This window comes from Kineosporia succinea (assembly GCF_030811555.1).
Lineage (GTDB): Bacteria > Actinomycetota > Actinomycetes > Actinomycetales > Kineosporiaceae > Kineosporia > Kineosporia succinea.
The window spans coordinates 5,362,875-5,382,522 of the sequence record NZ_JAUSQZ010000001.1; the positions used below are offsets into that span (position 1 = coordinate 5,362,875).

Sequence of the window (19,648 nt, forward strand, 5' to 3'; positions counted from 1 at the left end):
TGCAATGCCACTGATGAATCGCCGCCGCTCCCTTAGTGGGACCGCCGGGTGCTGTCAAGACGCCCAAGTATTGCTACAGGCTTGTTAACTGTTCTCCGACCGGCATATTCGCCCAGCGGTCGGAACAATTCACCCCTTCCGCCCGGCTGGGCGCTGTGCAATATTACTGACGTGACTGAGCGAGGGCGCATCATTGTGATCGGGGCCGGCATCGTCGGCGCCGCGATCGCCCGGTCCCTCGGGCACCACGGCTACGAGGTGGTTGTGCTCGACCGGGGTCCCACCGCGGGGGGTACCTCCTCGCGCGGGGAAGGCAACCTCCTCGTCTCCGACAAGGGCCCGGGCCCCGAGCTCGAGCTCATGCGGCGCTCGCTGGAGCTGTGGCGTGAGCTCGACGGGCAGCTCCGCGACGAGCTGCCGGCCGGGTTCCCGGGGCTCGAACTCGATCACAAGGGCGGGCTGGTCGTCGCCACCACCGGGGCGGGCGCGGTCGCGTTGCGCGGTTTCGCGGCCGAACAGCGAACGGCGGACGTGGTGGCCGACGAGGTCGACGAGTCCCGGGTCCGCGAGCTGGAACCGGATCTCACCCGGGACTGGACGGCCGCGGTCTTCTATCCCGGCGACGCCCAGGTTCAGCCCGTCGTCGCGACCGAAGCCCTGCTCGCCTCCGCCCGTTCCCGGGGGGTGCGGGTGCGGCAGGGCGTCGAGGTGGTCGGGCCGCTGCTGATCGGCGACCGGTTGCAGGGGGTCCTGACCACCGACGGCCCGGTCACCGGTGACGCCGTGGTGCTCGCCGCCGGTCCCTGGTCGGGTGAGCTCTCGCGTCGGCTCCGGGCCCCGCTGCCGGTGCGTCCCCGGCGCGGCACCGTGCTCGTCACCACCCGCATGCCGCACCGTGTCCACCGCAAGGTCTACGACGCGGACTACGTCGGCGCCGTCGGGTCCGGTGCGGCCGACCTCCAGGTCTCCAGCGTGGTCGAGTCCACCGCCGCCGGCACCGTTCTCATCGGCTCGTCACGTGAGCGGCGTGGTTTCGACGACCGCATCGAGGCCCGCGTGGTCGCCACCATGGCGGCGAAGGCGCTGCTGCTCTTCCCCTTCCTCAAGGACGTCCCGGTGATGCGGGCCTACGGCGGGTTCCGGCCGTTCATGCCCGACCACCTGCCGGTGATCGGCCCGGACCCCCGGGTGCAGGGGCTGTTCCACGCCACCGGCCACGAGGGGGCCGGCATCGGGCTGAGTCTGGCCACGGCCGAGATCCTCACCGGCCTGCTCGCGAAACCCGATCCGGGCAACCCGTTCCGCGTCGACCGGCCCACGCTGACCCTGGAGGACGCCGCGTGAACCCCCGTCGCGTCCCTGTCGAGCTCGACCCGGTGCGGCCGCAGGACTCCGGCCCGCTCACCGTCACGCTCGACGGCGAGGAGGTCACCGGCCAGGCCGGGCAGACCGTCGCGGGCATCCTGCTCGGCGCCGGCCGGGTCTCCTGGCGCACCAGCCGGAACGGCCGTCCGCGGGGCGTGTTCTGCGGTATCGGAGTGTGTTTCGACTGCCTGGTCACGGTCAACGACCTGCCCGACGTGCGAGCCTGTCAGCGGCGTGCGCAGGAGGGCGACGTGATCACCACGGGGGTCCAGGATGGCTGAGGTGCTGATCATCGGCGGTGGCCCGGCCGGGATGGCCGCCGCCGCGGCCGCTCTCGAGGCCGGGGCCCGGGTGACTGTGCTCGAGGCCGGCTACGACCTGGGCGGGCAGTACTGGCGCCACCTGGCCGACGGGCGCAGCGGCGCGAACGAGGCCGCGCTGCACCACGGCTGGGACACCTTCCTCGAGCTCAGGCGCACGATCACCGAGGGCTGCGACGTCGTGCTCGGGGCCCACGTCTGGGCCGTCGACCGCAACGACGACGCGCCGCCCCTCGTGCACGTCATGGTCGGCGCACCCGACGGCACCGACCGCGAACCGCGCACCTACGCGCCCGACCGGCTCGTCGTCGCGACCGGCGGCCAGGAGCGCACCCTCCCGTTCCCGGGCTGGGACCTGCCCGGCGTCTTCACCGCCGGTGCCGCCCAGGCCCTGGCCAAGGGCGAGCGGGTGGCGGTCGGGCAGCGGGTGCTGGTGGCCGGGGCCGGGCCGTTCCTGCTCCCCGTCGTCACCAGCCTGATCCAGACCGGCGCCACGGTCGTCGGCGTCGCCGAGGCCTCCGGCCCGCGGCGCCTGGCGCGAGGCTGGCTCCCGCGCCCCTGGGAACTGCTCGGCACCCGTTCCAAGGCGACCGAACTCGGTGGCTACGTGCAGGCGATGGCGCGCCACCGCGTCCCCTACTGGACCGGCCGCACCGTCGTCGAGGCCCACGGCACCGACCGGGTGCGGGCGGTCACACTGGCCGGACTCGATGACGACTGGACGCGCGTACCCGGCTCCGAGAGGGTGATCGAGGTCGACGCCGTCTGTGTCAGTCACGGTTTCGTCCCACGTACCGAGCTGGCCACCGCGGCCGGGTGCGCGGTTGACGAGAACGGTTTCGTGGTGGTCGATCACGAGCAGAGGACGACCGTTCCCGGCGTCTTCAGCGCGGGCGAGCTGACCGGGATCGGCGGAGCCGACCTCTCCCTCGCCGAGGGCGAGATCGCCGGGAGCGCCGCGGCCGGGCGACCACCGCGTCCGCAGGCCCTGGAAAAGCGCCGGCGGTACGCGACCTTCGCCAGCCGCATGCACGCCGCCCACGGCATCCGGCCGGGCTGGCAGACCTGGGCCACGCCGGAGACCGTGCTGTGCCGCTGCGAGGACGTCACCGTCGGCGAGGTCCGCGACATCGCCGCGAAAACCGGTGCCCGCGGACTCCGTTCCCTCAAACTCACGACCCGGGCCGGTCTCGGGCCGTGCCAGGGCCGCACCTGCGGCCGCAACCTCGAGGACATCCTCGTCGTCGAGACGGGCGGCCTGATGCAGGCAGGCCGCACGTCGCACCGCCCCATCGCCACACCGGTCCGGCTCGGGGAACTGGCCGCGACCCTCACCCCCGCTCCCGCACCCGAACGTGCCCCTGATCGAGAGGACCATCCGTGACCACCGACCTCCGTGGCGTCATCGTCGCCACCGCCCTTCCCTACAAAGAGAACCCCTCCGCCCCGGCCGGTCTCGAGGTCGACTACGACAAGTTCGCCGAGCACTGCGACTGGCTGATCAGCAACGGCTGCCGCGGTGTCGGCCCGAACGGCTCGCTCGGTGAGTACTCCTCGCTCACCGACGCCGAGCGCCGCAAGGTGATCCAGGTCGCGGTCGAGACCGTCGGCGACCGCGGCGTGGTCGTGGCCGGTGTGCACGGGCCGGGCTGGCACCAGGCGAGGCACTGGGCCGAGCTGGCCGCCGAAGACGGTGCGCACGGCGTGCTCTCGCTGCCGCCCACCATGTACCGGGCCTCGCCCGCGCAGGTGATCGAGCACTACGAGAAGATCGCCGAGGTCGGCCTGCCGGTGATGATCTACAACAACCCGATCGACACCAAGGTCGACCTGGTGCCGTCGCTGGTGGCCGAGATCGCCAAGATCCCGAACATCTCGGCGATCAAGGAGTTCAGCGGCGACGTGCGCCGCGCGTTCGAGATCTCCGAGCTGTGCGACATCGACATCGTGGCCGGCGCCGACGACGTGCTGTTCGAGCTGATGGTCGACGGTGCGGTGGGCTGGTTCGCGGGCTTCCCCAACACCTTCCCGCGCGAGTCGGTCGAGATCTACGACCACATGGTGGCCGGGCGCTACGATCAGGCCCGCGAGCTGTACCGGCACCTGGTCGCGGTGTTCCGCTGGGACTCGCGCGTGGAGTTCGTGCAGGCGATCAAGCTGGGCATGGAGATGGTCGGGCGTTACGGCGGCCCGTGCCGCCCGCCGCGGGGCCCGCTCACGCCGGAGCACACCGCGCAGGTGCGGGCCGACATGGAGCGCGCGATCGCGGGTATCGAGTCGTTGCGGGCCACGGCCTGATGAGGTCGAAACGGCTCTTCACCGCGGTCGACTCGCACACCGAGGGCATGCCCACGCGGGTCGTCACCGGGGGAGTGGGGGTGATCCCGGGCGCCACCATGAACGAGCGGCGCCTGCACTTCATCGCGGAGATGGATCACGTGCGCCGGTTCCTGGTGAACGAGCCGCGCGGGCACGCGGCGATGAGCGGCGCGATCCTGCAGCCGCCCACCCGCCCGGACGCCGACTTCGGGGTGCTCTACATCGAGGTCTCCGGCTGCCTGCCGATGTGTGGGCACGGAACCATCGGGGTGGCAACGGTTCTGGTGGAGACCGGCATGGTCGAGGTGATCGAGCCGGTCACCACGATCCGGCTCGACACCCCGGCCGGGCTGGTCGTCGCGAAGGTGGCCGTCAGTGACGGCCACGCCGACAGCGTGACCCTCGAGAACGTCCCCTCGTACTGCGAACGGCTCGACGAGACGATCGAGGTGCCCGGTCTCGGGGCCGTGCCCTACAGCCTGGCCTTCGGCGGGAACTTCTACGCCATGGTCGATCTCGACGCGGTGAACCTGCCGTTCGACCGGTCGCGACAGCAGGAGATCCTGGGCGCGGGGCTGGCGATCATGAACGCGATCAACCTTCAGGCGCCGCCGAAGCATCCCCAGATCGAGGGTGTGAACCACTGCCACCACGTGGAATTCATCGCCCCGGGCTCCGACGCGGTGCTGTCGCGGCACGCGATGGCCATCCATCCGGGCTGGTTCGACCGTTCGCCCTGTGGCACCGGAACGTCCGCCCGGATGGCCGAGCTGCACGCGCGCGGTGAGCTGCCCCTGCACCAGGACTTCGTCAACGAGAGCTTCATCGGCAGCCGCTTCACCGGGCGGCTGATCGGCGAGACCACCGTCGGCGGGCTGAAGGCCGTGCTGCCGACCATCACCGGACGGGCCTGGGTCACCGGCATCGGGCAGTACCTGCTCGACCCGAGCGACCCGTACCCGGAGGGTTTCGAGTTCTGACATCGTGAGCACATGAGCAAGGACGACATGACCTCCCTCGACAAGGTACTGAGCGCGGCCGCGGCCGTCCCGCTGACCGGCGCCCGGGCGGCCACGCCGACCGACCGGGCGGGCTGGCTGGACGCCGCCGCCGACGCGCTCGACGCGGCGGCCGACGAGCTGATCCCGTTGGCGCACAGCGAGTCCCACCTGCCCACGGCCCGGCTCACCGGTGAGCTGAAGCGCACCACGTTCCAGGCCCGGCTGTTCGCCGACGCCCTGCGCACCGGTGCCCTCACGCCCAGCCGGGTCGACCCGCCGGAGGCGAACTGGGGCAGCGGTCCCCGGCCCGACCTGCGGCGCGGTGTGGTCCCGCTGGGGCCCGTGCTGGTGTTCGCCGCGAGCAACTTCCCGTTCGCGTTCAGCGTGTTCGGCGGTGACACGGTGTCGGCGCTGGCGGCCGGCTGCCCGGTCGTGGTGAAGGCGCACCCCGGGCATCCGGAACTGTCACGGCGCACGGCCGCGCTGGTCGCGGACGTGCTGCCGGAGGGGATGTTCGCACTCGTCGAGGGCGTCGACCCCTCGCTCGCGGCGCTGCGTGATTCCCGGATCAAGGCAGTCGGTTTCACCGGTTCCACCGCCGGTGGGCGGGCTCTGTACGACATCGCGGTCTCGCGTCCGGAGCCGATCCCGTTCTACGGCGAGCTCGGCAGCGTGAACCCGGTCGTGGTCACGCCCGAGGGCTGGGCCGAGCGCGGACCGGACATCGTCGCCGGCTGGCTCGACTCGCTGCTGCTCGGATCCGGCCAGTTCTGCACGAATCCGGGCCTGGTCTTCGTGCCCGACGCCGACTCCTTCCTGGCCTCGGTCTCCCTGGCCGAGCCCGGCCGGATGCTGAACTCCCGCCTGGAAGAGGGTTTCCGGGCGTCGACGGACGTGGTGGCCGGGTTGCTTGGGATCGTCGAGGCGGTCTCGGGGCCGGCGAACGAGCAGGGCGTGGCGGCGCGGGTCTTCCGCACCACCGTCGCGGAGCTCGACCCGAAGGCTCTGGAGACCGAGATGTTCGGCCCGGCCGGGCTGGTGGTCGAGTACGGGTCGGCGCAGGAGCTGGCGGACGCCCTGGGCACGGTTCCGGGGCAGCTCACCGGGTCGGTTCACGGCACGGCGACGGGGGACGCGGTGGCCGCCGAGGCGGTCGCGGCGCTGAGTTCCCGGGTCGGCCGGGTGCTCTACAACCAGTGGCCGACCGGCGTGAGCGTGAGTGCCGCGCAGCAGCACGGAGGCCCGTACCCCGCGTCCACCAGCCCGCTGACGACCTCGGTGGGGCTCGCCGCGATCGAGCGGTTCCAGCGGCCGGTCGCTTTCCAGGGGTTCCCCGAGAGCCTGCTGCCGGCCGAGCTGCGTACGGCGGACAGCCGGGGTGAGTAGCATCGCTCGTCGGATGCTCGGGTCGGGAGGGTAAGTGACGTCGCACATCGGACCGGTCGCCGCGGGCTCGAGCCTGCGCGGGACGGTCGAGGAGGCCCTGGCCTCGGCGATCGTGTCCGGTGAGCTGGCCCCGGGCACGCTGCTGACCGCGCCCACGCTCGGGGCCCGCTTCGGGGTCTCGGCGACCCCGGTGCGCGAGGCGATGCTGAACCTGGCCAAGCGCGGGTTCGTCGAGACCGTGCGCAACAAGGGTTTCCGGGTCACGGACGTCAGCGAGCAGGACCTCTGGGAGATCGTGCGCATCCGGCAGCTGCTCGAGGTGCCCCCGATGCGCGACATCGCGCGCATCCTGCAGCCGTACGCCGCGGTCGAGCTGCGCGAGAAGGCCGCGCTGATCGTGAAGTCCGCAGCCTCGGCCGACATCCCGACCTACCTGGCCGCCGACGTCGACTTCCACCTGGCCCTGCTCCGGCTCACCGGCAACGACCGCCTGGTCGAGCTGGTGCGCGACCTGCGTCAGCAGACCCGCATGGTGGGGTTGGCCAACCTGATCGGCTCGGACGAACTGGCCCGCTCGGCCGGCGAGCACCTGCAGCTGATGGACCTGCTCGAGGCCCGCGACGGCCGCGGCGCCGAACAGCTCATGCACTCGCACATCGAGCACGTGCTCGGCTGGTGGAGCGGACGCGACGAGGCCTGAGAGCGCCCGGGTGGCCGTGCCGGGGCTGTCGGGACTGCCGGGGTGGGTGTGAGCGTGCCGGGGTTGCCGGGGTGGGTGTGAGCATGCCGGCGTTGCCGGGGTGGGTGTGAGCGTGCTGGGGCTGCCCGGGTGGGTGTGAGCGCGCCGGGATTGCCGGGGTGGGCGTGACCGCGCCGGGTCGTCCAGTGGGCCTGACCACGCCAATTCGCTGGTGGGAATCTCGAATTCGCCATTCGGCTCACCTGGTCGCCCTGGTCGCCCCCGGTCCGCCTGATCGATCCCGTTCACCCCGTCGACCCCGTCGACCCCGTCGACCCCGTCGACCCCGTCGACCCCGTCGACCCCGTCGACCCCGTCGACCCCGTCGACGCCGTTCACCCCGTCGACCCCCGTCGACGCCGTCCACCCGGTCGACGCCGTCCACCCGGTCGACGCCGTCCACCCGGTCGACGCCGTTCACCCGGTCGACGCCGTTCACTGGTCGATCCCGGTCGACCCCGTCCACCTGGTCGATCCCGTCCACCCCGTCTGTCCCGATCCATCCCGTCGACCCCGTTGACCCCCGTCGACGCCGTCCGCCCGGTCGACCCTGGCACGCCCGGTCACTCCGGCTGGCCACGGCCCGAGAGCAGAACACCCCCCTATACCCAAGCGGTATAGGGGGGTGCTCTGCTCCCGGAGACACGAGCGGCCCGTCGGCACCGGATCAGGTCACACCACCGGGCGGCGTCATCCGGCGCGCATGAAACAGGCGCTGATCCCGAGGGCGTGAGGTTGCACCACTCGCTCCGAGGCGCCCCACCGCTTGAGCGGGACCGACGCGCCCGGGGTGACCGACGCGTCCTCAAGCCGCCTGGAAAACCAGTGAAACTGCTGCCGAGTGCTCACTTTCGGTGAGATGACCGCGAAAGCGGGCCGTTCGCCGACGGAAACATTAATGGTTTGTAACTAGACCGCCCTCACCTCTTCACCTGCAAGGTGTGACATATTACTGTTCCACCCAGTGACCGGCATTACCCCATAAATCCCGGCACCTGTCGTGACCCGTGGGGCGCGCCTGACGGCCGCCCTCCTGCCCGGGCCTCACGTCCCGCCTGTCTCCCCACGTATCCCCGGCGTGGATCTTTCGCACCGCGAGAACGACTTTCGCTGATCTCGACGCAACGCGCACCGGCACCGCCCCCTCGCGACCCGGTCCGCGTCATCCCGGAAGGCAGAACCCCGTGAAGAGAAGCACTCCCCGGACGGCCCTGGGCCTGGTGATGGCCTCGGCCCTCGCCCTGTCGGCCTGTTCCGGCGGCTCGGCCGGCGGCAGCACCAGCGGTGCGGGCGGCAGCAGCGAGACCCCGCGCAAGGGCGGCACCGTGCAGGTGCTGCAGAACGCCGACTTCTCGTACCTCGACCCGACCCGGGGCTGGGACGGCGGCGTCAACTCGTTCTACCGCCTCGTCTACCGCACGCTCGTCACCAAGGCCGCCAACGACGCGTCCGACCCCAACGCGATGGTGCCCGACCTGGCCGAGTCGCTCGGGAAGGTCTCCGACGACGGCAAGACCTGGACCTACACGCTGAAGGAGGGCGTCAAGTTCGACACCGGCGCCGCGATCACCTCCAAGGACGTGAAGTTCGGCATCAGCCGCAGCTGGGACCCCGAGATCGGCATCGGCTCGCCCTATCTCAAGCAGGTCATCGACGCGCCGAAGGACTACGAGGGCCCCTACCGGTCCGGTGATCTCGACACCATCGAGACGCCCGACGACCGCACGATCGTCTTCCACCTGAAGGAAGCCTTCCCCGAGTTCGACGCCGTGCTGTCGATGCCGAGCGGCACGCCGTTCCCGGAGGGCACCGGCAAGGGCGACGAGTTCATCAACGACATCGTCGCCTCCGGCCCCTACGACCTGGAGAAGTTCACGCCCGGCAGCGTGATCCAGCTGAAGCGCAACCCGGAGTGGGACGCCTCCACCGACGAGCAGCGCAAGGCCTACCCCGACAACTGGACCTTCACCATCGGCATCGACGGCGCCACGATCGACGAGCGCCTCATCGCCCAGCAGGGCAGCGACATCAACTCGATGACCAGCGCCCCGAGCATCCAGACGGCGACCATCGCGCGTATCCAGACGCCCGCCCTGCAGCAGAGACTGGTCAAGAACCCGTCGACCTGCCTCACCTACATGGGGCTGAACACCACCAAGAAGCCGCTGAACGACGTCAAGGTGCGTCAGGCGATCGAGTACGCGGTGGACAAGAGCAGCGTGCTGAACGCCGCCGGCGGAACGCAGTTCGCGACCGTGGCGAACACGATCATCCCGAGCACGGTCTCCGGTCACAAGGACTTCGACCTGTACCCGAGCGAGGGTGGCAAGGGCGACGTCGAGAAGGCCAAGGCCCTGCTGGCCGAGGCCGGTCAGGACGGCGGGTTCGAGCTGACCCTCGACATCCGCGCGAACCCGGTGATGCAGCGCCAGGGCGAGGCGATCCAGCAGGCCCTGCAGAAGGTCGGCATCGACGTGAAGCTCAACGTCATCGACGTCTCGACCTACTACGAGACCATCGGCACCCCGTCGCAGCAGCACGACGCCGCGATCACCGGCTGGTGCCCGGACTGGAACTCCAGTGCCTCGACCTTCCTGCCGCCGCTGTTCGACGGCCGCAACATCTACGACAAGGGCAACTCGAACCTGGCCCAGCTCGACGACCAGGCCGTGAACGACGCGATCGACGCGGGCAAGAAGCTCACCGACATCGACGCGGCCAACACCGCCTGGGGCGCCCTCGACGAGCAGATCATGCAGCTCGCGCCGGTCGTGCCGCTGAACGTCGAGAACCGGCTCTACCTCCCGGGTGAGAACCTCGGCGGGTTCATCACCCCGAGCGGCGACATCGACTACACCATCATCGGGCTCAAGGACCCGTCGCGGGGCTGAGATGACCATCCCCTCGACCGGTCTGACGGTGCCGGCGGAATCCGAGCAGGAGACCGCCGGCACCACCCCGCAGGCACGGGGCCGCGTCCTGAAGACGCTGCTGCGTGACCCGGCCGCCGTCGCGTGCGCGGCCTACATCGGCCTGATCGTGCTCATGGCCGTCTTCGCCCCGCTGATCGTGAAGATCAGCGGCTGGAGTCCCTACGAGTTCGACCAGAGCGCCATCGACGCCAACATGGGCGGCATCCCGCTCCACGGCTTCTCCCGTGAGCACTGGCTCGGCGTCGAACCCGGCACCGGGCGGGACGTGTTCGCACGCATCGTCTACGGCGCCCGGTCGTCCATGCTCATCGCGGTCTCGGCCACGGTCCTCACCAGCGTGCTCGGAGTCGTCTTCGGGCTGCTGGCGGGCTATTTCGGTGGACGCACCGACATGGTGATCTCACGGGTGATGGAGTTCCTCATGGCCTTCCCCGCGCTGATCTTCATGATCGCCGTGCTCTCAGCGATGCCCGCCGACAACCGGCAGTACCTGCTCGTCGTGGTCATCTCGGTGTTCGGCTGGCCCTACCTGGCGCGGATCGTGCGCGGGCAGACCATGTCGCTCAAGGAACGCGAGTTCGTCGAGGCCGCCGTGGCTTCCGGCGCCTCGCGGGCCACGGTCGTCTTCACCGAGATCCTGCCCAACCTGCGCTCGACCATCCTGGTGATGGTCACGCTCGCGGTGCCCGGCTACATCGGCACCGAGGCCGGGCTCAGCTTCCTCGGCGTCGGGGTGGTTCCGCCGACCCCGAGCTGGGGGCAGATGATCTCGAGCTCGGTGCTCTGGTACTCGGTCGTGCCCCTGTACTTCCTGGTGCCCGGCGTGTTCCTGGCGCTGCTCGTGCTGTCGTTCATGGTTCTCGGTGACCGCATCCGCGCCGTGGTGGACCCGGGAGGTCGCTCGTGACGAAGTACGTCGTGAACCGCGTCGCCGGAATGGTTCTCGTCCTGTTCGGGGTCTGCCTCTTCACCTACATGGTCTTCTTCCTGCTCTCGCCCGACCCGGCGGTGCAGATCTGCGGCAAGAACTGCACCCCCGAGCGCATCGACCAGATCCGCGAGAACCTGGGCCTGAGCGATCCGTTCGTCACCCAGTTCCTCAACTTCCTGCGCGGGCTCTTCGTCGGCCGGGAGTACGACGGCGGGATCAGCTGCCCGGCACCGTGTCTGGGCTACTCGTTCCAGACCTCGCAGGTCGTCACCGACATGATCGTGCAGCGTCTGCCGGTCACCGCCGTCGTCGCGATCGGCGCGGCCGTGCTCTGGCTGCTCATGGGCGTGATCGGTGGTCTGGTCAGCGCGGTGCAGGAAGGCAGATTCGCCGACCGCTTCATCGCCGGGCTGACGCTCGGCGGCATGTCGGTGCCCAACTACGTTCTGGCGCTGGCGCTCCAGTACGTCTTCGTGGTCTGGCTGCAGTGGCTCCCGTTCCCGCAGGCGGTGCCGTTCGCCGACGATCCGGTGCAGTGGTTCCTCAACTTCATCCTGCCCTGGTCGGTGCTGGCGATCGGCTACGCGGCCTCGTACACGCGGCTCACCCGGGCCAACGTGATCGACACGCTCGACGAGAACTTCGTGCGCACCGCTCGCGCCAAAGGGCTGCGCCCGGACCTGGTCTGGCGGCGGCACGCCCTGCGCCCGGCCCTCACACCGATCGTCACCATCGCCGGCATGGACTTCGCCGGCCTGCTCGGTGGCGCTCTGATCACCGAGACCGTCTTCGGCATCAACGGGGTGGGCAAGCTGGCCGCCGACTCGATCACCAAGAACGACCAGCCGGTCATCATGGCCGTCACGCTGCTCGCCGCGTTCTTCGTGGTGGTCGGCAACATGGTGGTCGACCTGCTCTACTCGGCGATCGACCCGCGCGTCCGGGTGGGGGTGTCGGCATGAGTCTGCTGTCCGCCCAGGGCCTTACGGTCAGTTTCGGAACGACGGACGTGGTGGCCGGCATCGATTTCGAGGTCCCCGCGGGTGGGACGCTGGGAATCGTCGGTGAGAGCGGCTCGGGCAAGTCGATGACCAGCCTGGCGATCATGGGGCTGCTGCCCGCGTCGGCCCGGCGCTCGGGGCGCATCGACTTCGACGGCACCGACCTGACGTCACTGCCGGAGCGCCAGATGCGCGCCGTGCGCGGCAACCGGATCGCGATGGTGTTCCAGGACCCGCTCTCGTCGCTCAACCCCTACTACACGGTGGGCACGCAGATCGCCGAGGCGTACCGGTCGCACCGGTCGGGCGTCAGCCGTAAAGCCGCCCGGCAGGCGGCGATCGAGGCGATGGAACGGGTGCACATCAAGGACGCCGGCCGCCGGGTCGACGACTACCCTCACCAGTTCTCGGGTGGCATGCGCCAGCGCGTGATGATCGCGATGGCCCTGTCGACCGAGCCGGAGCTGATCATCGCCGACGAGCCGACCACGGCCCTCGACGTGACCGTGCAGGCCCAGATCCTCGACCTGCTCGCCGAGGTGCGCCGCGACACCGGCGCTGCGCTCATCCTCATCACGCACGACCTCGCCGTGGTCAGCGAGGTGGCCGACCAGCTGATCGTCATGCGCGACGGCTCGGTGGTCGAGAGAGGTTCCGCCGAGCGGATCTTCTCCGACCCGCAGCACGCCTACACGCAGGCGCTGCTCGACGCGGTTCCCCGCATCGACGACAGCATCGGCGAACTCCGCACCACCACGGGAGGCCCGGCATGACGCTCCTCGCAGCCCAGGAGCTGGTCAAGGAGTTCGACGTGGCGGGCACGGCCGGGCTGGTCAGACCGGCCCGGCGGTTCACGGCCGTCGACCACGTCTCGTTCGAGCTGCACGCCGGCCAGACCCTGGCGCTGGTCGGCGAGTCCGGCTCGGGCAAGTCGACCACCGCGCGCCTGGCCGCCCGGCTGATCGACGTCACCTCGGGCACGGTGCTCCTCGACGGCCAGGACGTCACCACGCTGTCCGGCGCCGACCTGCTCGAGGTCCGGCGTCAGGTGCAGATGGTGTTCCAGGACCCGTTCTCGTCGCTCAACCCGCGGCACACCGTGGAGCGCATCGTCACTGCGCCCCTGCGCTACCAGAAGCGGCCGATGCCGGGCGGCTCGCGGGCCGTGGCGCAGGGCCTGCTCGAACGGGTGGGCCTGGATCCCGGGCACGTCGACCGGTACCCGGCCCAGTTCAGCGGTGGTCAGGCCCAGCGCATCGGCATCGCCCGGGCCCTCGCCGTCGGCCCCCGCGTGCTGGTCTGCGACGAGGCCGTGTCCGCGCTGGACGTCTCGGTGCAGGCCCAGATCATCAACCTGCTGCGCACGCTGCAGCGGGAGGAGGGATTCGGCTGCCTCTTCATCGCGCACGACCTGGCCGTGGTGCGCCAGATCGCGACCACGGTGGCGGTGATGACGGCGGGCCGGGTGGTCGAGACCGGGCCGCGTGACGCGGTGTTCGACGACCCGCAGCACGAGTACACCCGCAAGCTGCTCGCCGCGGTGCCCCGGATCCGCCCCGAGTGGGAGGCGGCCCGGCGGCACAACGCGGGGGCCCGGCTCGAGACGACCACGTCCACGCCCAGGGGAGAGTGACTCCGATGACCAGCACACCCAGCTTCGTGACCACCACGCCGCCCGGTCCGGCCGGAGAGCGACCGGTCGGGGCGGGCACCCGTCCGCCGCGGCTGTCCGAGCAGAGCACCGGCTTCCAGAGCTGGATCAGCCAGGGCTGGGAAGACCGCCCGGTGCCCGCCCCGGTGAACGCCGCCGCCGCGCAGGCCGCCGCCGACCACCGGGACCGCCTCAGCGCCGCGCTGCCCGGGCGCACCCTGGTGCTCGCCTCCGGCGCCGCCCGCAACCGCAACGGGGACGCCGACTACGCCTTCCGGGCCGACAGCGACTTCGTCTGGGCCACGAGCTGCCAGGCCGAGGGCTCGGTGCTGGTGATGACCCCGCACGGCACCGGTCACGACGCGACGCTCTACCTGCCCCCGCCCGCCCGGCCCGGTGAGAAGGACTTCTACGCCAGCGCCGCGCACGGCGAGCTCTGGGTCGGGCCCAGCGCCGGGCTCGCCGAGTGGGCCGCGGCTCTCGGGGTGAGGGTCCGTCCGGTCAGCGAGTTCGTCGCCCCCGACGGCGTCGACGAGGCCGAGACCGCCGAGGTGGCCTCCGACCTGCGCATGATCAAGGACGACTGGGAGATCGCCCAGCTCCGCGAGGCGATCGACGCCACCGTGGGCGGTTTCGCGGCGGTGGCCGGCGAGCTGCCGCGGGTGCTGGCCGAGAACCTCGGCGAGCGCTGGCTGCAGGGCACGTTCGACCGGCACGCGCGGACGTTCGGCAACGGCCCGGGCTACGCGACCATCGTGGGGTCCGGGCCGCACGCGCCGATCCTGCACTGGGTGCGCTGCGACGGCCCGGTCCTCCCCGGCGAGACGCTGCTGCTCGACATGGGGGTGGAGGCCGACTCGCTCTACACGGCCGACGTCACCCGCACGATCCCGGCGAGCGGGGAGTTCACCGGGATCCAGCGCGCCGTGCACGATCTGGTCGAGGCGTCGCACCGGGCGGGCATGGCCCAGGTGCGGCCCGGGGCCCAGTACTCGGACTTCCACTTCGCCTCGATGGAGATCATCGCCCGGGGTCTGCACGACTGGGGTCTGCTGCCGGTCTCGGTCGACGAGGCCCTGTCGCCGCAGGGGCAGCAGCACCGCCGCTACCTGGCCTGCGGCGTCGGGCACCACCTGGGTCTGGACGTGCACGACTGCGGGATGTCCGTCTACGACAAGTACCACGGCGCTCCGCTGCAGGCAGGCATGGTGCTGACCGTGGAACCGGGCCTGTACTTCCACGCCCACGACGAGACCCTCCCGCCCGAGCTGCGGGGTATCGGCGTGCGCATCGAAGACGACCTGCTCGTCACCCCGGGCGGCCACGAGGTGCTCTCCGGCGCGCTGCCGATCGACGCGGCGGGCCTGGAGAAGTGGACCCGGGAGCAGACGCGGTGACCCTGGCCCGTCCGTTCGCCCTGTCCGACGTCACCCTGAATCCCGGGGTGCAGTCGCGCGCGCAGGACCAGATGCTGCACCTGGCCCGGGTCTACCCGGTCGACCGGGTGCTGGCGGTGTTCCGCGCCAACGCCGGCCTCGACACGAAAGGCGCTCAGCCCCCGGGTAACTGGGAGGACTTCGGTCACCCCGACGAGCAGCCCTGGTCCGGGGCCGACTACCCGGGCGCCGGGGTGGCACCCACGGCGAGCCTGCTGCGCGGGCACTACGCCGGGCACTTCCTGTCGATGCTGGCCCTGGCCCACGCCTCCACCGGTGAGGCGGTGTTCCGGGAGAAGACCGGGGAGATGGTCGCCGGGCTGGCCGAGGTGCAGCGGGAACTGGCCGCCACCGGGCGGTTCAGTCATCCCGGTTTCCTCGCGGCCTACGGGGAGTGGCAGTTCGACCGGCTCGAGCACCTCGCGCCCTACGGTGAGATCTGGGCGCCCTGGTACACCACGCACAAGATCATGGCGGGGCTTCTGGACGCCCACGAGCACGTCGGTTCGCAGCAGGCCGTCGAGGTGGTCACCTCGATGGGGCACTGGGTCGTGCAGCGCATGGCCCGGCTGGAACGGGCCCAGGTGCAGAGGATGTGGTCGCTGTACATCGCCGGTGAGTACGGCGGCATGAACGAGAGCCTGGTGGCGCTGTACCGCGTCACCGGTGAGAAGTCCTTCCTCGAGGCGGCTTCGGCGTTCGAGATGGACAGCCTGCTCGACGCCGCCTCGTCCGGTGCGGACGTGCTCGACGGGATGCACGCCAATCAGCACCTGCCGATGCTGGCCGGGCACCTGGCGCAGTACCAGGCCACCGGCGAGAAGCGTTACCTGGAAGCGGTGGTCAACCTCTGGGAGCAGATCGTCCCGGGGCGCACCTTCGCGCACGGCGGCACCGGTGAGGGGGAGCTGTGGGGCCCGGCCGGGGTGGTGGCGGGATTCGTCGGGCGCCGCAACGCCGAGAGCTGTGCCGCCTACAACCTGCTGAAGATCGCGAAGGGCCTGTTCGGGCTGACGCTCGACGTGCGGTACGCGGACTACGCCGAGCGGGCCGGGCTCAACCACCTGGTGGGCGCGCGGGCCGACGTCACGTCCGACGTGAGCCCGGAGGTCGTCTACATGTACCCGGTCGACGCCGGGGCCGTGCGCGAGTACGGCAACGTGGGCACCTGCTGCGGCGGCACCGGCCTGGAAACCCATGTGAAGCACCAGGAATCGGTGTTCTTCGCGGCGCCCGGCGAGCTGTTCGTGCTGCAGTACGTGCCCTCGCGGCTGGAGTGGGCGGACGCGGGTGGCTCGGTCACGCTCGACACCCGGTACCCGCGCGAGGGGCAGGTGACGCTGACACTCGAGGTGTCCGGACGGCTCGACCTGCACCTGCGGATCCCGGAGTGGGCGCGGGGCCGTGAGCGGGTCGTCGCACCGGGTGCCGTGATCAGCCGGCCCCGGGCCGGGTTCGTCACGGTGTCCCGGGAGTTCAGCCCCGGCGACACGGTCGGCCTCGAGCTGCCGCTCCCGCTGCGGCTGGTGCCGGCGCCCGACGACCCGTCCCTCGTCAGTCTCGAGCTGGGCCCGACGGTGCTGCTGGCCCGCGACGACGCGACCACCACGCAGACGGTGGCCCCGGCGGCGCTGCGGCGGCTGGACGGCAGTCTCGACGGCTTCACCCGCGACGGTGATCTGGTCACGGTGCTCGGGCGCACGTTCGAGCCGGCCTGGTCGGGGGGCGATCATCGCTACCACCTCTACCTGCGGCTGGCCGATGAGCGGATCGCGTTCCTCGGCAGCGACTCCGGTGTCCCGAACCGGCACGACCAGCACGGGTGGTCGTTCCTCGGGGCGCTGTGGGGCGAGGGCGGCTACGGGTCGGTGGAGGACTTCTTCTCAGCGGTGCACCGGCACGTGATCACGGCGGCCCGGACCGGTCTGCTGAGTGGTGCCGAGCTGGGCGCGGTGCTCGGGGCGGCGGCGGAGAGCACGCTCGACGATCCGGTGGTGCGGCGGCGGGGCACGACCGACCCGCATCGTCCCGGCGGCACTCCCTTCGAGGGCGGCCGGGTGCGGCGGTCGGAGGAGCCGACGGAGGACGTGGTGGTCTGGGAGGTTCCGGACGACCTGCTGAGCGGTGAGGCGGCCCCGGTGATCCGGGTGGACGTCACGGGGGAGCGGGCCCCCTCGGGCTGGTACACCAGTGCCCCGGCGTGCGCGGCCACGGTGGTCTCGGCCGGGTCCGGCGTCACGGTGCTCGAGATCGCCGACGGAGACGCGTGGCGGACGGGGATCGGGCTCCCGGCGCTCGACGACGGGCGTCACCTGGTGCGGGCGCGGGCGAGCGACGGCCTGGGGCGCACGGTGTACGCCGAGCGCGAGGTCGCGGTCGACACCACGCCTCCGGTGCCACGCATTCGGGTGCGGTCGCTGGGCAGCAGCAGCGTGGAGGTGACGCTCGACGCGGTGGACGAGGTGTCCGGCGTGGACCGGATCCAGTGGCGCACGGCGGAGACCTTCTGGGGTGTCTACCAGGAGCCGTTCACCCGGGCCCTGCACGACCGGCCGCAGACGCTCGAGGTGACGGCCACCGACCGGGCCGGCAACGTGAGCCCGGTGCAGACGGTCGAGCTCCCGGCGATCGGGGCCTGAGCGCGGGTCCTGAGCGCGCGTCCTGAGCGCGGGTCCTGAGCGCGGGGCCTGAGCGGGGGCCCTGGACGCCGAGCCGGACCGCGGGGCGGACCGTGCGTGACCACCGGGGCGGATCCCTCGGTGATCAGGCACGTTCCGCCCTCGGCGTCGGCCGGTTCCCCTCCGGCACGGGCCGCCGCCGTTCGCGGCAACAGCCAATCGTGCAGGTCAGAGCCCGATCAAGGGCTGCGGACGATCTCGGACAGTCCCGGACGCCCTCCTGGGTTTGAACCGTGCGGGACGGGTTCGGGGCGGGGTCGGGACGGCTTCGGGACGGCTTCGGGACGGCTTCGGGACGGGTTCGCAACCGGCGGGCCGTTCGCCGGGGCACCGGGCCCGCCAAATCGCCCGCCGCGGGCCGTCGTGCTGGTTAGGGTGGACGCGTGTCCGAAAGTGAGCATTTGCCGGATTCCACCCGTCCGACGCGCGACCCGGGTGCGGCCACCACCTCGGACGAGTTCGTGCGCGCCCTGGCCTCGCTGCGGGTGGCGGCGGGGGAGAGCTACCGGGCCCTGCACCAGCGCACCGGCATCCCGTTGAGCACGCTCAACGACACTCTCAGCGGTCGGCGCAAGCCCCGCAACCCGGTGATCCGCCAGGTCGTGCAGGCCTACGCCGACGACGACGCGCAGGCCGCGGCGTGGCTGGAGAACTGGGCCGTGCTGATGGTCGACGAGTCACGGCCCGCCGACCCGGCCGGCTCTGCCGACGCGGCCGACCCCGCCCGGTCGGGGACGTCCGCGCCGTTGACCGGTGCGATGCCGGTGCTCCCCGCGTCCACCATCGCCCCCTCGGACACCCCGAACGCTCGGAAGACCCGGTCACGACTGTGGATCGTGGCCGCCGTCGCGGCGGCCGTGGTGGTGCTCGGCGCCGGCCTGGTCTGGCAGATCGGGCTGGCGGGCGACGAGCCGGGCGATCCGGGCCCCGACGCCGGGCCCGATGCCGCGGCGGTGCTCGACCGGGGCACCGAGCTGACCGTGTTCAACGTCGAGGAACCCTGCCGCGACCAGCGGATCGCAGCCTGTGCGCTGGGGCTCTACCGCAGTCCGTGGGAGCCGCGCAGCGCGGACAACCAGACCGGCCGGGTGTTTCACGAAGACGTGGTGGTGGCCGACTGCGTGATCGCGGACGGGCGGCTCATCACCGACGAGACCGGGGTGTCGACGCACCGCTGGTACCACGTGGCGGTGCCCGGGAGCGACGTCGTCGGGTGGCTGCCGGCCGTGCGCACCCGCACCGACGTGGAGGTGGCCGCGTGCCGGGCGTCCAGGCCCACGACGTCGTGAGGCGGGAGGGTCAGGGGGCGTTGTCGACGCACTGCTGCGACTTGGCACTGTCGTCGGGGTACATGAGCTGGCACTGCGAGACCATCTCGGACCGGCCCCGGTTGGTGTCGCTGTAGTTGGCGCGGCTGCCGGCCACCGTGACCGCGACCACCGTGACCGTGAGCATCACGCAGGCGAGCAGCAGCGACAGGATCAGCATCTTGCGGCGGTTGCGGTCGATGTAACGCGGCAGCGAGCGTGCCGCCTCGACCGGCCGTTTTCGACGTCGTGGGCGCTGCCGGGGCTGCGGCTCGTCGTACGTGCCCCAGCCGTCCAGGCTCTCGGCCAAGCGCTGCCTCCGTATACCGGGTGGAGAGACCGACGCGCCCATGGTCGGCCGTACCGCGTGTGAGCTGAGCAGTTGTCCTCCGGGCGGAGGAGTCGTGCCGCACGAACTGTCAGCCGGTCGGGGCAGAGGGCGACTTCAGTTCGGGTTCACCCCGATCCTCCCACGAACCGCTGGGCGACGCGCCGCAAAACGGACCACCCGAAAGCAGGCTTGCCGGTGTGCGCGAATCGTGATGCGCGGTGCGTGACACCTCGGGCACGCGGGGGTGGGC

General features: G+C 71.3%; 16 protein-coding genes. 15 read left to right on the forward strand and 1 reads right to left on the reverse strand.

Features of this window, described 5'->3' with window-relative positions; translation table 11 throughout:
- Positions 1-171: 171 nt before the first annotated feature.
- The 15 genes from J2S57_RS23295 to J2S57_RS23365 all read left to right on the forward strand — a co-directional run bounded on the left by J2S57_RS23295 (position 172) and on the right by J2S57_RS23365 (position 19,049).
- A complete protein-coding gene (locus tag J2S57_RS23295) occupies positions 172-1,344 on the forward strand; it encodes an NAD(P)/FAD-dependent oxidoreductase (RefSeq protein ID WP_307246565.1) in 1,173 nt (390 codons plus the stop codon).
- Positions 1,341-1,646, forward strand: coding sequence for a (2Fe-2S)-binding protein (locus J2S57_RS23300; protein WP_307246567.1), 306 nt, complete (start codon positions 1,341-1,343; stop codon positions 1,644-1,646). The genes J2S57_RS23295 and J2S57_RS23300 overlap by 4 nt, the downstream gene beginning before the upstream one ends.
- Positions 1,639-3,069, forward strand: coding sequence for an FAD/NAD(P)-dependent oxidoreductase (locus tag J2S57_RS23305; RefSeq protein ID WP_307246569.1), 1,431 nt, complete (start codon positions 1,639-1,641; stop codon positions 3,067-3,069). The genes J2S57_RS23300 and J2S57_RS23305 overlap by 8 nt, the downstream gene beginning before the upstream one ends.
- A complete protein-coding gene (locus J2S57_RS23310; protein WP_307246571.1) occupies positions 3,066-3,983 on the forward strand; it encodes a dihydrodipicolinate synthase family protein in 918 nt (305 codons plus the stop codon). The genes J2S57_RS23305 and J2S57_RS23310 overlap by 4 nt, the downstream gene beginning before the upstream one ends.
- Positions 3,983-4,984 (forward strand): proline racemase family protein, encoded by a 1,002-nt coding sequence (locus J2S57_RS23315; protein WP_307246573.1) that lies wholly within the window; start codon positions 3,983-3,985, stop codon positions 4,982-4,984. The genes J2S57_RS23310 and J2S57_RS23315 overlap by 1 nt, the downstream gene beginning before the upstream one ends.
- A gap of 12 nt (positions 4,985-4,996) precedes the next feature.
- On the forward strand, positions 4,997-6,391 hold the full coding sequence (locus J2S57_RS23320) for an aldehyde dehydrogenase (NADP(+)) (RefSeq protein ID WP_307246575.1): 1,395 nt from the start codon (positions 4,997-4,999) through the stop codon (positions 6,389-6,391).
- Positions 6,392-6,425: 34 nt separating this feature from the next.
- Positions 6,426-7,091, forward strand: coding sequence for a GntR family transcriptional regulator (locus tag J2S57_RS23325; RefSeq protein WP_307246577.1), 666 nt, complete (start codon positions 6,426-6,428; stop codon positions 7,089-7,091).
- Positions 7,092-8,314: 1,223 nt separating this feature from the next.
- Positions 8,315-10,021 carry an ABC transporter substrate-binding protein gene (locus tag J2S57_RS23330; protein ID WP_307246580.1) on the forward strand — a complete coding sequence of 569 codons (1,707 nt, stop codon included), beginning with the start codon at positions 8,315-8,317 and terminating at the stop codon, positions 10,019-10,021.
- A gap of 1 nt (position 10,022) precedes the next feature.
- On the forward strand, positions 10,023-10,970 hold the full coding sequence (locus J2S57_RS23335; RefSeq protein WP_307246583.1) for an ABC transporter permease: 948 nt from the start codon (positions 10,023-10,025) through the stop codon (positions 10,968-10,970).
- On the forward strand, positions 10,967-11,956 hold the full coding sequence (locus J2S57_RS23340; protein WP_307246585.1) for an ABC transporter permease: 990 nt from the start codon (positions 10,967-10,969) through the stop codon (positions 11,954-11,956). The genes J2S57_RS23335 and J2S57_RS23340 overlap by 4 nt, the downstream gene beginning before the upstream one ends.
- On the forward strand, positions 11,953-12,768 hold the full coding sequence (locus tag J2S57_RS23345) for an ABC transporter ATP-binding protein (RefSeq protein ID WP_307246587.1): 816 nt from the start codon (positions 11,953-11,955) through the stop codon (positions 12,766-12,768). Before J2S57_RS23340 ends, J2S57_RS23345 begins: the two co-directional genes overlap by 4 nt.
- A complete protein-coding gene (locus J2S57_RS23350) occupies positions 12,765-13,628 on the forward strand; it encodes an ATP-binding cassette domain-containing protein (protein WP_307246589.1) in 864 nt (287 codons plus the stop codon). The genes J2S57_RS23345 and J2S57_RS23350 overlap by 4 nt, the downstream gene beginning before the upstream one ends.
- Positions 13,629-13,633: 5 nt before the next feature.
- On the forward strand, positions 13,634-15,043 hold the full coding sequence (locus tag J2S57_RS23355; RefSeq protein ID WP_307246592.1) for an aminopeptidase P family protein: 1,410 nt from the start codon (positions 13,634-13,636) through the stop codon (positions 15,041-15,043).
- The gene (locus J2S57_RS23360) at positions 15,040-17,721 is read left to right on the forward strand and encodes a beta-L-arabinofuranosidase domain-containing protein (protein ID WP_307246594.1); all 2,682 of its coding nucleotides are present in this window, start codon (positions 15,040-15,042) and stop codon (positions 17,719-17,721) included. The genes J2S57_RS23355 and J2S57_RS23360 overlap by 4 nt, the downstream gene beginning before the upstream one ends.
- A gap of 422 nt (positions 17,722-18,143) precedes the next feature.
- Positions 18,144-19,049 (forward strand): helix-turn-helix domain-containing protein, encoded by a 906-nt coding sequence (locus tag J2S57_RS23365; protein ID WP_307246596.1) that lies wholly within the window; start codon positions 18,144-18,146, stop codon positions 19,047-19,049.
- 10 nt (positions 19,050-19,059) lie between these two features.
- Here J2S57_RS23365 and J2S57_RS23370 read toward each other — a convergent pair whose 3' ends face one another.
- A complete protein-coding gene (locus J2S57_RS23370) occupies positions 19,060-19,377 on the reverse strand; it encodes a hypothetical protein (RefSeq protein WP_307246598.1) in 318 nt (105 codons plus the stop codon).
- Positions 19,378-19,648 lie beyond the last annotated feature (271 nt).